Genomic DNA, 11,928 nt, shown 5'->3' on the forward strand with positions numbered 1-11,928 from the left:
CCACCCCGCGCAGACTGTCGTTCCTGCTCAGCTGCGCGTAGATCAGCGCCACCAGATGATCCCAGCTCTTGAATGACTTGTCGTAGGCATCCCCGCCCAGACGATCCACAACTGTCTGAAACTGCCGCCGATTGATCGGTTCAAGGAGCCTTCCAAAAATGCTATCGCGAAATCGCATGCTCGGCCTTCTGTGTCTCGACAACCAGAAAAGGCCGATTTGCCTCGGTCTCGCCGAGCATGCACCGCGACATAGTGAATCATTCCCCGGACAGCCCTGCAAAGAGCGGGGAGAGGTTCAAGAGAAGCCCGTTAACACTTCACTCATCCTTTTCGTCAAAATGGCAGGCCCGGTCATCGCCGTTAGTCGCGGTTGCGCGGCTGGCGTGGTGATATCGGCGGTCTGGAATCGAGTGTGGCGTGATGCGTAACCTGATGATCCTTGCCGCCGTCCTGGTCGGCCTCGGCACCTACATGGCGCAGATGGCAGACAAGATGTCGCCGACCTCGGCCTCCGCCAGCACGTCGCCTCAAAAACCTCCCGTGCAAACCGTCGCGCAAGCCTCAGGCCGCAGCCTCCACATTCCCCGCGATGCGCGCGGCCATTTCCAGGCCGACGGTCGCATCGATGGGCAACGCATCAACTTCATGGTCGACACCGGCGCCTCGCTGGTGGCGCTGAACGAAAAGTCGGCGGCCCGCTTCGGCCTGCGTCCCTCGCGCAGCGACTACAACGCGACCGTCACCACGGCCAACGGCACCATCAAGGCCGCGCGCACGCGGCTTGCGATGATCGAACTCGGTGGCCTCGTGGTGCGCGACGTCGACGCCGTGGTGCTGCCGGACGAAGCGCTGTCGGAGAACCTGCTCGGCCTGTCGTTCCTGTCGAAGCTGAAGCGCTTCGAATATGCCAACGGCCGAATGGTGCTGGAACAGTAGAGCTTCCCGCCCGGCCTGGCGGCATGCTATATTTTTCAGATGAACCGTTCCGAAGCCTTGGAGACCCTGCGACGCTCCGAACACGCCCTGCGCGGGCGGGGTGTGAAGCATGTTGCCTTGTTCGGGTCAGTGGCACGCGGCGAAAATCGTTCTGACAGCGATATCGATATCATGATCGAATTCGATCCGGAGGCTCGTGTTACGGTCTTCGACTACGTGGATATCAAGGAATACATCGCGCAGCTTTTTGATCGGCCCGTGGACGTTGTGAACCGCGAAGGGCTCAAGCCTTATGTCCGCCCGGCGGCAATGGCTGACGCGATCTATGCCTTCTGATCCTACGAACCGCGCGCTCCGCGATGTCCTCCATCACATCGATTTGGCGGAGAACTTCGTCGATGGTCTGGACCGCGAAACATTCAAGACGGATTTGCGGACTTTCTATGCAGTTACTCGTTGCCTGGAGATCATATCTGAAGCTTCGCGGCGCCTACCAAATGAGCTAAAGGCGCGCCACTCCGCGATCTCCTGGAAGCAAATGGCAGACGCCGGAAACGTCTATCGTCACGACTACGAGGACGTTGCTGCCCAATTGGTTTGGGAGACCGTGCAGCAACCCTTGCCGCCGTTGAAGGTTGTCATCGAAGCAGAAATTCGGAGATCGGGCGCCTAGGTCCGGTGGCGCCGTTTGCCGCAAATGCCAAATTCGCCGCAATTAGCGGCCACAAGGCGCCGGTCCCGCCTTTCGCCCGGCCTGCGCTTTCGCTATGGCTGCGGTTCCCTCGCTTTCATGACAAGGTCATCTCATGTTCCCGAAGCCCAAATCCGTGCTGGTTCCGAATACCTATGATTTCGAATCCGGGCCGATGGTGAAGGCGACTGGTTTCCGCGAATACGACGCGCGCTGGCTGTTCGAGAAGGAGATCAATTTGATGGGCGTTCAGGCGCTGGGCATGGGGCTCGGTGCGCTGATTGCGGAACTCGGCGTGAAACAGGAGATCGTCACCGGCCACGATTTCCGCGGCTATTCGGCCTCGATCAAATACGCGTTGATTTCCGGCCTGATGGCTGCGGGCTGCAAGGTGCACGACATCGGGCTCGCGGTGACGCCGATGGCCTATTTCGCGCAGTTCGATCTCGACGTGCCCTGCGTCGCCATGGTCACCGCCTCGCACAACGACAATGGCTGGACCGGCGTCAAGATGGGCGCCAACCGCCCGCTCACCTTCGGCCCCGACGAGATGACGCGGCTGAAGGAGATCGTGCTCAAGGCCGATTTCAACAACAAGGTCGGTGGCTCCTATCAGTTCCACGAGAATTTTCCGGCGCGCTATATCGCCGATCTCACCAAGCGTCCAAAGCTGAAGCGCAAGCTGAAGGTTGTTGCCGCTTGCGGCAACGGCACCGCGGGCGCGTTCGCGCCGCAGGTTTTGGAGGCGATCGGCTGTGAGGTGATCCCGCTCGACACCGAGCTCGACCACACGTTTCCGAAATACAATCCGAATCCGGAAGACATGGAGATGCTGCACGCGATCCGCGACGCCGTGCTCAAGCACGAGGCCGATGTGGGCCTGGGCTTCGACGGCGATGGCGACCGCTGCGGTGTCGTCGACAATACCGGCGAGGAAATCTTCGCCGACAAGGTCGGCGTGATGCTGGCGCGCGACATGTCGGCGATCCACAAGGAAGCGCAGTTCGTGGTCGACGTGAAATCGACGGGATTGTTCGTCACGGATCCGGTGCTGCAAAAGCAGGGCGCAAAAACCGCCTACTGGAAGACCGGCCATTCCTACATGAAGCGCCGCACCAACGAGATGGGCGCGCTGGCAGGCTTCGAAAAATCGGGCCACTTCTTCTTCAACAAGCCGTTCGGCCGCGGCTATGACGACGGCCTGGTCTCGGCAATTGCTATCTGCGAGATGCTCGATCGCGCGCCTGATAAGTCGATGGCGGACCTGAAGAACGCGCTGCCGAAAACCTGGTCGTCGCCGACCATGTCGCCGCATTGCGCCGACGAGGCCAAGTACGGCGTCGCCGACGCCGTAGTGAAGCATTTCGAAGCGCTGCAGAAGAAGGGCGACAAGGTCGCCGGCCAGAAGATCCGCGATCTCGTCACAGTCAACGGCGTGCGCGTCACCGTCGAGGACGGAAGCTGGGGTCTGGTGCGGGCCTCATCGAACAAGCCGGAACTGGTGGTCGTGGTCGAGAGCCCGGTAAGTGAGGCGCGCATGCGCGACATGTTCGAAGCGATGGATTCCGTGCTGCGCACGCATCCGGAAGTGGGTGCGTATAACCAGAAGATTTGAGGGCGGCGCAGTCTTTCCCGCTCACAACTGTCGTCCTCCGCGAAAGCGGAGGACCCAGTACGCCGCGGCTTCTCGGTTCAAATCGCTGGCGTCTCTGGAATACTGGATCGTCCGCCTTCGCGGACGATGACAGCGGAGCTTATTGCGGGATCGCCCCCTACGCCGCCGGCACTGGCAGCGCGGTCACCGACTTGATCTTCTCCATCGCAAACCGCGAGGTGACGTTCTTCAGCGGCACGGCGCTGATCAGCTTTTTGTAGAACACGTCATAGCTCGCCATGTCGGCGACCACGACGCGCAGCATGTAATCGACGTCGCCGGCCATCCGGTAGAATTCCATCACCTCGGGCATGGCGCTGACGGCGTCGGCGAACTTTCGCAGCCAGGCCTCGGAATGGTCGGCGCTCTCGACCGAGACGAACACGGAAATGCCGAGCCCGATCTTGTTCTGGTCGACCAGCGCCACCCGGCGCAGGATCACGCCATCGGCCTCCAGCCGCTGGATCCGCTTCCAGCACGGTGTCGATGACAACCCGACCCGGTCCCCAATCTCGGCAACCGATAGCGAGGCGTCCTCCTGCAGCACGGTCAGGATCTTGCGGTCGATGGCATCCAGCCGGCGGCTGGCTTCAGGGAGCTGAACGGCTAGGTCGGTCATGAGAAGAATGTTCCATATGAAAGGTCTGATACCCTCATATATAGAAAATTCTTCTATAGCAAGCCGTTAGTGACCGGTCGAAGTCTGGCCCGCAACATGGCCGTGGGTCAAAAACTCTTCAACTTCAGCACGTTGCGGGGCTGCGAAGGCCCCCCCGAAGCGGGTGCATTTCAATGCCGCCGCGGCGGAGGCAAATCGAAGCGCCTGCCGCAAATCCTGCTTCTCGGTGATCGCGAGCGCAAACGCGCCGTGGAACACGTCGCCGGCGCCTAGGGTGTCTACCGTATGCACCGGGAAGGCCGGGGTTTCCTGGATACCGCCGTTCTCGTCGAGCCAGATCGTGCCCCTCGGGCCTCGGGTTCCTGCCAGAAACGAGGGGGTCAGTTTTGCAATCTTCTTCAGCGCCTGGGCATCGTCGCTAACATCTGCGGTTTCCTGCAGCGGCTCGCTCGAGAACACCAGATGCGTGGAGGCGTTCAACAGGCCCTCGCGCATCGACATCGCGCGATCGACGTCGACAATGACGGGAATGCCGCGCCGGACCGCCTCGGCGCAGAGCTCGGTGCAGAACTCCGCGCAGCGGCTCTCGGTGAGAATGGCGGCGCAATCGTCCAGCAACGTGTCGAAGTCGGGCAACTTCACATGCCACAGGTTCGGATCGCGGAAGGTCACGATGGTGCGCTCGCCGGAAGGATCGATCATCACCGCCGAGATCGGCGTCACCAGCCCCGGCATGTGGATGAGATGCTTTGTCTCGATGCCCTCATGCGCCATCTGCTCGAAGATGAAGCGGCTCGATGTTTCCTTGGCATCGCCCATCGGCCCGCAAATCGAGGCGCGGCCACCGAGCCGAACGATGCCTATCGCGCCATTAAGCGCGTTGCCGCCGCAGATTTCGTCGAATGCGGTGGCGTTCTCCTTGGAACCGCGCCCGGGAACGCCCGGCGTATGAAAAGTGAGGTCACGCACCGGCATGCCGATGCAGAGGACACGCGGAGGTATTTTCGGCGCCTTGTCCTGAAAGTTCATGCGTAAATCCGTCATGTCCGTTCAAGTCCCCAGTTAATCGAGCAAGCAGGCGCCGGTTCCGTGCTACGCGCAGTTATCCCCGCGGATGCAACCATTGGCCGATCAAATGATGCGCGATCGCGAAGGGATGCGCGGCAAACAGGCCGTCGGGATGCTGGCGCTTGTGCATGAGAGCGACTTCGGAGCGATCGAACCAGCGCGCGTCCTCCAGTTCTGCGCGGTCCACCACGATCTCCTCATTGAGCGCGCGCGCGGAACATCCGATCATCAGCGATGACGGATAGGGCCACGGCTGCGTCATGTAATAGCTCACGTCGGTGCAACGGATGCCGGATTCCTCGAAAATCTCCCGGCAGACCGCGTCCTCGATCGTCTCGGCCGCTTCGACGAAGCCAGCGAGGCACGACCACATTCCAGGCATGAACTGCTTCTGCCGGCCGAGCAGGCATCGATCACCATGCGTAACCAGCATGATCACGACCGGATCGGTGCGCGGAAAGTGCTCGGCCTTGCAGCTCGGGCACTCGCGCTTCCAGCCGCCTTCCTTCATCGCGGTGCGGGTGCCGCAATTGGCGCAATAGCCGTGGCGTTGATGCCAGGTCACCATCGATTTGGCCATGGCGATCGCGGAGAGTTGTTCCGGCGGCACGGTACCCTGCATGGCCATGCCGCGCAGCTCGGTCACGGCGACGTCGTCGCGCGTCAGCAGCTTTTCCACGGCGGCCGCCGAAATGCCCATGCCGAAAATGGGCGCGCCGTCGCGCAAGCCCAGAAAGATCGTGCCGGGATTGGCGCCGAGCTTCACGGCTTCTTCGACGCCGAGCAGCACGCGCGGCCCGTCCGCCTCCTGCTTCACCAGAAGCGAGTCGCGGTAGATCACATAGGCGCTGGCGTTGCGCTGGGTCTCCAGCGCGAACAGTTTTTCGTCGTTGGTGCGCAAATGCGCGGCGCGATCGAGAATATGGGTAACGAAAGCGGGCTTCCCCAGCGGATATTTGTCGAATGCGGACATCTATTCAACCCAACCAGATCTTGCGGCGAAGCGCGTTGATGAAATTCTGAACTTCCTCGGCGTCGTGCGCGAGCGGCGGCATCACGCCCCAGACCGGACGCGGCCAGGCCGCATCGCTGGTGCGCCGCGCGATGACATGGACATGCAACTGGGGCACCAAATTGCCGAGCGCCGCGACATTGAGCTTGTCGCATTTAGTGATCTCTTTCAGCGCCCGCGAAACCCGGGAGATTTCGGTCATCAACTGCGCCTGCTCGACATCGTCGAGGTCGATGATTTCCACCGCACCCTCACGGCGCGGCACCAGCAGCAGCCACGGGTAATGCGCGTCCTTGATCACCAGCACCTTGCACAGCGGCAGGTCGCCGATGTCGATGGTGTCCTTTTTGAGCTGGGAATGCAGCGACCAGGTGTCAGACGGCATCAAGGGTTCCTGCGCCCGATGCATGTCGGGCCTTCAAAGTGCCTTCTAGAGGGCACTCACGCGATTTCATACCAAGGTGTCATCATCCGCGAAAGCGGATGATCCAGTACGCCGCGGCCGTTCAGTTTTACCGTCGGGCCGCGGCGTACTGGATATCCCGCTTTCGCGGGGTATGACAGGGAAACGCGGAGTATTACAGGGAAAGCCCCGCTTGCTTTCCGGCCCTTTTGGCCCCAAATAGGGACCGGGAGATTGGCGGTGGACGAGCCACTCGCCAACCGGGTCAGGTCCGGAAGGAAGCAGCCCTAACGAGGTCCGGATCGGGTCGCTCGTCAGTCTCCTACCTGTTTTTCGAGCGAATCGCGCATGAACGCGGCCAGTCTGCGCCATGCGCTCGATTGCGTTCCTATCCGCAAGCCGGCCCCGAGAGACAATCAATTGCGGATCGACCGATGAGTGATGCTGGCGCTCCCCCCGATATGACAGCAGGCGCCGGCCAGGGTGGCTTGGAGCTCGGCGGCCAGGCCGCCACCGCCAAGCCCTACCGGGTGCTGGCGCGAAAATACCGCCCCTCCAATTTCGACGACCTGATCGGCCAGGAGGCCATGGTCCGCACCGTCTCGAACGCGTTCGAAACGGGCCGGATTCCGCAGGCCTGGATCCTGACCGGCGTCCGCGGCGTCGGCAAAACCACCACGGCGCGGATTCTGGCCCGCGCGCTCAACTACGAGAAGCCGGATGGTTCGGTGAAGGGGCCGACCATCCACATGCCGGATCTCGGCGTGCACTGCCAGGCGATCATGGAAAGCCGGCACATGGACGTGCTGGAAATGGACGCCGCGTCCCATACCGGCGTTGACGACGTGCGCCAGATCAATGACAGCGTGCGCTATGCGCCGGCCAGTGCCCGCTACAAGGTCTACATCATCGACGAAGTCCACATGCTGTCGACGGCGGCGTTCAACGCCTTCCTGAAGACGCTGGAAGAGCCGCCGGAGCACGCCAAATTCGTATTCGCCACTACCGAGATCCGTAAAGTCCCGGTGACGGTGCTGTCGCGCTGCCAGCGTTTTGACCTGCGCCGGGTCGAGGCCGACGTGCTGATGGGGCATCTCTCCAATATCGCGAAAAAGGAAGGTGTTGAGGTCGAGCCGGAAGCGCTTGGCATCATCGCGCGCGCCGCCGAAGGTTCGGTGCGCGATTCGCTGTCGCTGTTCGATCAGGCAATTGCGCATGCGGCGGGACTTGTCCGTGCCGACGCGGTACGGCAGATGCTGGGGCTTGCCGACCGGACCCGGGTGATCGACCTGTTCGAGCATCTGGCGCGCGGCGATATCGCCAGCGCCTTTGGCGAATTCCGCAGCCAATATGACGTCGGCGCCGATCCGGTCGTGGTGCTGTCCGACCTCGCCGAATTCGTCAATTTCGTCACCCGCGTGAAGATCGTCCCCGCCACCGCCGACAACGTCGCGTTCGGCGAGACTGAGCGCGTCCGCGCCCGTGAATTTGCCGCAAAGCTGTCGATGCGGGTGCTGTCGCGGATGTGGCAGATGCTGCTCAAGGGCATCACGGAGGTGCAGACCGCGACCCGGCCGGCGGCGGCCGCCGAGATGGTGCTGGTGCGCATCGCCTATGTCGCCGACTTGCCGACACCGGATGAGGCGATCCGGATGCTCGACCAAAACGGCGGTGGCGCGCAGATCGCGTCAGGCAGCGCGGCGCCGTCACGGGCTGCACCCACCGCACCGGTATCTTCAATGTCTGCCGCGTCGCCGATGCGGACGCCGGCCTCGCCCCGCTCCGGCGCGGAAGCGTCCGCGCGCCCGCAAATGGCGGCGCCGTCGGCACAAACGGACTCCGCGCCCGTGCTGCGGATCATGACTTTCCCGCAGCTTGTCGCACTCGCCGGTGAAAAGCGCGATCTCCTGACCAAGGCGGCGCTGGAAGCCGATATGCGGCTGGTCCGCTTCGAGGATGGCCGGCTTGAGGTGGCGCTGGAGCGGAATGCGGCGCGGGGGCTGGTCAACGACCTCTCCCGCAAGCTGGAACTGTGGACCGGGCGGCGCTGGACCGTGATCGTCTCCAACGAGGCCGGCCAGCCGACATTGCGTTCGCAGAACGAGCAAGCAAGAAACGAGCATGCCCGCGCAGCCGAGGCCGATCCGCGCGTGCAGGAGGTGCTGGCGCGGTTTCCCGGCACCAAGGTCGTCGAGGTGCGAAGGCTTGCCGCCGAGCCGCCGGAATCCGATATTATCACTGACGACTGGAACGAGACTTCCGACGGCGACGACGACTGATCGGACTCTCGAGAGGACGGATGAATGGCTGATTTTCTCGGCATGATGAAGCAGGCGGCGGAGCTGCAATCCAAGATGCAGGCGATGCAGGAAGAGCTCGGCAATCTCGAGGTCGAGGGCATTTCCGGCGGCGGGCTGGTTGCCGTTCGCATGACTGCGAAGATGGAAGTGAAGGGCGTGAAGATCGATCCGTCGCTGATGAAGGCCGAGGAGCGCGAAGTGCTCGAGGATCTGCTGGTTACCGCGCAAAACGACGCGCGGCGCAAGGCGGAAACCGCGGCGATGGAAAAGATGCAGGCGCTGACCGGCGGGCTCGGCCTGCCGCCTGGACTTGGTCTCAGCTGAAATGGCCGCAAGCGTTGCCGGCCCTGAAATCGAACGCCTGATCCAGCTTCTGGCGCGCCTGCCCGGCTTGGGTCCGCGCTCGGCGCGGCGCGCGGCGCTGCACCTGATCAAGAAGCGCGAGGCGCTGATGACGCCCTTGGCTGGCGCGCTGCAGGTGGCCATCGACAGGATTCAGGTCTGCAAGACCTGCGGCAATATCGATACGCAAAATCCCTGCACCGTGTGCACCGACCCCAGGCGCGATCCTTCGACTATCGTCGTGGTCGCCGACGTCGCCGACCTCTGGGCGCTGGAGCGGGCGAATGCGACCAACGGCCGCTACCACGTGCTCGGCGCCACATTGTCGCCACTCGACGGCATCGGTCCGCAGGACCTGACCATCGACGCGCTGGTGGCGCGCGCGCATGAGTCGCAAGTCAGCGAAATCGTGCTCGCGCTGAACGCTACGGTCGATGGCCAGACCACCGCGCATTACATCACCGATCTCCTGCAGGACGCCAACGTCAAGATCACCCGGCTTGCCCATGGCGTGCCGGTCGGCGGCGAGCTTGATTATCTCGACGAAGGTACGCTATCGGCTGCCATGCGGCAGCGCACGCTGTTCTAGCCATCACCAACGGAACTGATCGACATGACGAAACCACGATTCGGCAAGCGCTATTGTTTTGCGGTCCTCATGGCGGCGACCTTGATCGCGCCTGCGGCGTGGGCGCAGCAGACCGAGCCCGCGCCGAAGCCCGGCAAGCCGATCAAGGCCGGCGACGTCCTGTCCGGCGAACTCAACGCCATGAAGGGCGGCAAGAAGCGCGCCGCGACCTACCAGATCACCAGCGAACCGCGCCGCCTGCCGCCGCCGAGCGGGCTCTGCAATCTCGAAACCGGGCCCGAGACGTTCCAGCTCGTCACCAGCAGCGACGCCCAGGCCGCGCAACTGAAGAATTTCATCGGCAAGGAAATCTCGGTCAAGGTCGACGAAGTCGCCTGCGCGCAGGATGCCGGGCAGATCAGCGAAGCCGTGATCACGAAGTGGAGCGTGGTAACGAAGCATTGAGGTGTCGCGGCCGTCATTGCCACAATAGACCGCTGTCGTCGCCCGGCCTTGTGCGCAATTGCGCACTAGGACCGGGCGATCCAGTACGCCGCGCTCTCTCGATTCTACGCAACTGCTCTGGAATACTGGATCACCCGCTTTCGCGGGTGATGACGATTAGTGTTGGCGGTTGCCGATGAGCAACTAAACCTTCACCGGCCCCAGCGCCGCAAAATGCCGGCGCCGCTGCAGCCACGCCAGCAGGATCAGGCTTGGCACCGCTATCGCAACGGAGATCACGAAGAACAGCGGCCAGCCCGTCGCCTCCGCCACATAGCCGGCGCCGGAGGATAGATAGGTGCGTCCGACAGCGGCCAGTGCGGTGAGCAGCGCGTATTGGGTCGCTGTGTGCAAGGGGTTCTGGCATAGCGCCGAGAGATAGGCGACGAAGATCACGGTGCCGATCGCGCCGGTGAAGTTTTCCGCCGAAATGGCGGCGGCCAGCGCCCATTGATTGGTGCCGACAAAGGCGAGCCATGCAAACACCAGGTTGGAAATCGCCTGCAGCACGCCGCCGATCCAGAGGCTCGCGACCAGCGAATATCGCCGCGCCACATAGCCGCCGGCAAAGCCGCCGATCAGGGTTGCGGCGAGACCGACGCCCTTGACGATGGCGGCGTAGTCGTTGCGGGTGAAGCCGAGGTCGATCACGAACGGCGCGGTCATGGTGCCGGAAAATGCGTCGGTGAGCTTGAACAGCACCACGAAGGCCAGCACCGTCAAGGCATGCTTGCGGACCAGAAATTCGGAGAACGCCCCGATGGCGGCATGCATAACGCGCGAGAATGCAGCCTCGTCGTGGGTCTTGGCCTCCGCGCGCACCGATTGTTCAGGCTCGGTGGCGGCCAGCGCCGTGACGGTCCCGATCAGCACCAGCGCAGCCATGGCAACATAGCCCCACATCCACGCTGAGCTACGCCCGATGCCGGTGTCCTCGAACGCGCTTACCAGGAACAGCACGCCGGCGGTCGAGACCAACATGCCGATCCGGTAGGCCGCTACGTAGGAGGCCATCCCGGCGGCCTGTTCGCTTTCGGGCAGGCTCTCGACGCGAAATGCGTCGACCACGATGTCCTGCGTCGAGGACATGGTGGCGACCAGAAGCGCGCCGAGCGCCACGAACAGCGGCGAGCGCGCCGGGTCGGTCAGCGCCAGCAGCAGGATCGCGCCGATCAGGAGCAGTTGCGAGAACACCAGCCAGCCGCGTCTGCGGCCGAACGCGCGCGTGAAGATCGGCACATGCAGCGCATCGACCAGCGGCGCCCAGGCAAATTTCAGCGTGTAGGGTGTGCCGACCAGCGCGAACAGCCCAATGGTACCGAGATCGACGCCGGCTTCGCGCATCCACACCAGCAGCGTCGATCCGGACAGCGCCAGCGGTAGCCCGGACGAAAAGCCGAGCACCAGCACGATCAGCACGCGCGGCTGGAGATACACGGCCCAAGCCTCGCGCCAGTTTGGCGCGGGGGCGGCTGATGTCGAGGAGGCGGCTTCAGGTGCTGTCATGCAGGGGTGTTAGCAGAGATTCGGTGCCACTTCCCCTCTCCCCTTGTGCAGGGCTGTCCGGGGAATGATTCACTATGTCGCGGTGCATGCTCGGCGAGACCGAGGCAAATCGGCCTTTTCTGGTTGTCGAGACACAGAAGGCCGAGCATGCGATTTCGCGATAGCATTTTTGGAAGGCTCCTTGAACCGATCAATCGGCGGCAGTTTCAGACAGTTGTGGATCGTCTGGGCGGGGATGCCTACGACAAGTCATTCAAGAGCTGGGATCATCTGGTGGCGCTGATCTACGCGCAGCTGAGCAGGAACGACAGTCTGCGCGGGGTGG

General features: G+C 62.9%; 15 protein-coding genes and 1 other RNA gene. 10 read left to right on the forward strand and 6 right to left on the reverse strand.

From position 1 onward, the window contains the following. A partial coding sequence (locus tag YUO_RS45720) for a DUF4372 domain-containing protein (RefSeq protein ID WP_156908934.1) occupies positions 1-178 on the reverse strand: 178 nt, incomplete at its 3' end. Positions 179-432: 254 nt separating this feature from the next. Between YUO_RS45720 and YUO_RS0136850 the strand changes: the two genes are divergently transcribed. The 4 genes from YUO_RS0136850 to YUO_RS0136865 all read left to right on the forward strand — a co-directional run bounded on the left by YUO_RS0136850 (position 433) and on the right by YUO_RS0136865 (position 3,242). Further along, on the forward strand, positions 433-936 hold the full coding sequence (locus YUO_RS0136850) for a TIGR02281 family clan AA aspartic protease (RefSeq protein ID WP_028351623.1): 504 nt from the start codon (positions 433-435) through the stop codon (positions 934-936). A gap of 39 nt (positions 937-975) precedes the next feature. Then, complete coding sequence (locus YUO_RS0136855; RefSeq protein WP_028351624.1) at positions 976-1,272, forward strand: nucleotidyltransferase family protein; 297 nt, start codon at positions 976-978, stop codon at positions 1,270-1,272. Further along, positions 1,262-1,609 carry a HepT-like ribonuclease domain-containing protein gene (locus YUO_RS0136860; RefSeq protein ID WP_028351625.1) on the forward strand — a complete coding sequence of 116 codons (348 nt, stop codon included), beginning with the start codon at positions 1,262-1,264 and terminating at the stop codon, positions 1,607-1,609. The genes YUO_RS0136855 and YUO_RS0136860 overlap by 11 nt, the downstream gene beginning before the upstream one ends. Before the next feature lie 133 nt (positions 1,610-1,742). After that, positions 1,743-3,242 carry a phosphomannomutase/phosphoglucomutase gene (locus tag YUO_RS0136865; protein WP_028351626.1) on the forward strand — a complete coding sequence of 500 codons (1,500 nt, stop codon included), beginning with the start codon at positions 1,743-1,745 and terminating at the stop codon, positions 3,240-3,242. 157 nt (positions 3,243-3,399) lie between these two features. Here the strand turns inward: YUO_RS0136865 and YUO_RS0136870 are convergent, their stop codons facing one another. The 4 genes from YUO_RS0136870 to YUO_RS0136885 form a co-directional block, all read right to left on the reverse strand. Continuing rightward, on the reverse strand, positions 3,400-3,900 hold the full coding sequence (locus tag YUO_RS0136870) for an Lrp/AsnC family transcriptional regulator (protein WP_028351627.1): 501 nt from the start codon (positions 3,898-3,900) through the stop codon (positions 3,400-3,402). Positions 3,901-3,966: 66 nt separating this feature from the next. Beyond that, entirely contained in the window at positions 3,967-4,929 is a 963-nt protein-coding gene (locus YUO_RS43190) for a sugar kinase (RefSeq protein WP_051379860.1), read from the reverse strand. 73 nt (positions 4,930-5,002) lie between these two features. Further along, entirely contained in the window at positions 5,003-5,941 is a 939-nt protein-coding gene (gene nudC / locus YUO_RS0136880) for an NAD(+) diphosphatase (RefSeq protein ID WP_028351628.1), read from the reverse strand. 4 nt (positions 5,942-5,945) lie between these two features. Further along, positions 5,946-6,365 (reverse strand): HIT domain-containing protein, encoded by a 420-nt coding sequence (locus YUO_RS0136885; protein ID WP_028351629.1) that lies wholly within the window; start codon positions 6,363-6,365, stop codon positions 5,946-5,948. A 247-nt stretch (positions 6,366-6,612) separates the two neighbouring features. Between YUO_RS0136885 and ffs the strand changes: the two genes are divergently transcribed. The 5 genes from ffs to YUO_RS0136905 all read left to right on the forward strand — a co-directional run bounded on the left by ffs (position 6,613) and on the right by YUO_RS0136905 (position 10,058). Further along, positions 6,613-6,709, forward strand: an RNA gene (gene ffs / locus YUO_RS44395) — signal recognition particle sRNA small type. A 108-nt stretch (positions 6,710-6,817) separates the two neighbouring features. Continuing rightward, a complete protein-coding gene (locus tag YUO_RS0136890; protein WP_028351630.1) occupies positions 6,818-8,662 on the forward strand; it encodes a DNA polymerase III subunit gamma/tau in 1,845 nt (614 codons plus the stop codon). 24 nt (positions 8,663-8,686) lie between these two features. After that, on the forward strand, positions 8,687-9,007 hold the full coding sequence (locus tag YUO_RS0136895; RefSeq protein WP_028351631.1) for a YbaB/EbfC family nucleoid-associated protein: 321 nt from the start codon (positions 8,687-8,689) through the stop codon (positions 9,005-9,007). Position 9,008: 1 nt separating this feature from the next. Beyond that, the gene (gene recR / locus YUO_RS0136900) at positions 9,009-9,614 is read left to right on the forward strand and encodes a recombination mediator RecR (RefSeq protein ID WP_028351632.1); all 606 of its coding nucleotides are present in this window, start codon (positions 9,009-9,011) and stop codon (positions 9,612-9,614) included. A gap of 24 nt (positions 9,615-9,638) precedes the next feature. Further along, positions 9,639-10,058: a hypothetical protein gene (locus YUO_RS0136905; protein ID WP_028351633.1), complete on the forward strand. Its 420-nt coding sequence runs from the start codon at positions 9,639-9,641 to the stop codon at positions 10,056-10,058. A 183-nt stretch (positions 10,059-10,241) separates the two neighbouring features. Here the strand turns inward: YUO_RS0136905 and YUO_RS0136910 are convergent, their stop codons facing one another. Beyond that, positions 10,242-11,603: an AmpG family muropeptide MFS transporter gene (locus YUO_RS0136910; protein ID WP_028351634.1), complete on the reverse strand. Its 1,362-nt coding sequence runs from the start codon at positions 11,601-11,603 to the stop codon at positions 10,242-10,244. 147 nt (positions 11,604-11,750) lie between these two features. On the opposite strand from YUO_RS0136910, the gene YUO_RS45725 reads away from it, so the two are divergent. Next, positions 11,751-11,928: DUF4372 domain-containing protein (locus YUO_RS45725; RefSeq protein WP_156908934.1), on the forward strand; the 178-nt coding region annotated here is incomplete at its 3' end.

This window comes from Bradyrhizobium murdochi (assembly GCF_000472965.1).
GTDB classification, from domain to species: domain Bacteria; phylum Pseudomonadota; class Alphaproteobacteria; order Rhizobiales; family Xanthobacteraceae; genus Bradyrhizobium; species Bradyrhizobium murdochi.

What these genes read in the sequence shown, in the direction of transcription:
- YUO_RS0136905 (WP_028351633.1), top strand. Translation starts at nt 9,639, where the DNA reads ATGACGAAACCACGATTCGGCAAGCGCTATTGTTTTGCGGTCCTCATG.
- YUO_RS0136865 (WP_028351626.1), top strand. Translation starts at nt 1,743, where the DNA reads ATGTTCCCGAAGCCCAAATCCGTGCTGGTTCCGAATACCTATGATTTC.
- recR (WP_028351632.1), top strand. Translation starts at nt 9,009, where the DNA reads ATGGCCGCAAGCGTTGCCGGCCCTGAAATCGAACGCCTGATCCAGCTT.
- YUO_RS0136890 (WP_028351630.1), top strand. Translation starts at nt 6,818, where the DNA reads ATGAGTGATGCTGGCGCTCCCCCCGATATGACAGCAGGCGCCGGCCAG.
- YUO_RS0136870 (WP_028351627.1), bottom strand. Translation starts at nt 3,900, where the DNA reads ATGACCGACCTAGCCGTTCAGCTCCCTGAAGCCAGCCGCCGGCTGGAT.
- YUO_RS43190 (WP_051379860.1), bottom strand. Translation starts at nt 4,929, where the DNA reads ATGAACTTTCAGGACAAGGCGCCGAAAATACCTCCGCGTGTCCTCTGC.
- YUO_RS0136910 (WP_028351634.1), bottom strand. Translation starts at nt 11,603, where the DNA reads ATGACAGCACCTGAAGCCGCCTCCTCGACATCAGCCGCCCCCGCGCCA.
- YUO_RS0136855 (WP_028351624.1), top strand. Translation starts at nt 976, where the DNA reads ATGAACCGTTCCGAAGCCTTGGAGACCCTGCGACGCTCCGAACACGCC.
- YUO_RS0136885 (WP_028351629.1), bottom strand. Translation starts at nt 6,365, where the DNA reads ATGCCGTCTGACACCTGGTCGCTGCATTCCCAGCTCAAAAAGGACACC.
- YUO_RS0136895 (WP_028351631.1), top strand. Translation starts at nt 8,687, where the DNA reads ATGGCTGATTTTCTCGGCATGATGAAGCAGGCGGCGGAGCTGCAATCC.
- YUO_RS0136850 (WP_028351623.1), top strand. Translation starts at nt 433, where the DNA reads ATGATCCTTGCCGCCGTCCTGGTCGGCCTCGGCACCTACATGGCGCAG.
- YUO_RS0136860 (WP_028351625.1), top strand. Translation starts at nt 1,262, where the DNA reads ATGCCTTCTGATCCTACGAACCGCGCGCTCCGCGATGTCCTCCATCAC.
- nudC (WP_028351628.1), bottom strand. Translation starts at nt 5,941, where the DNA reads ATGTCCGCATTCGACAAATATCCGCTGGGGAAGCCCGCTTTCGTTACC.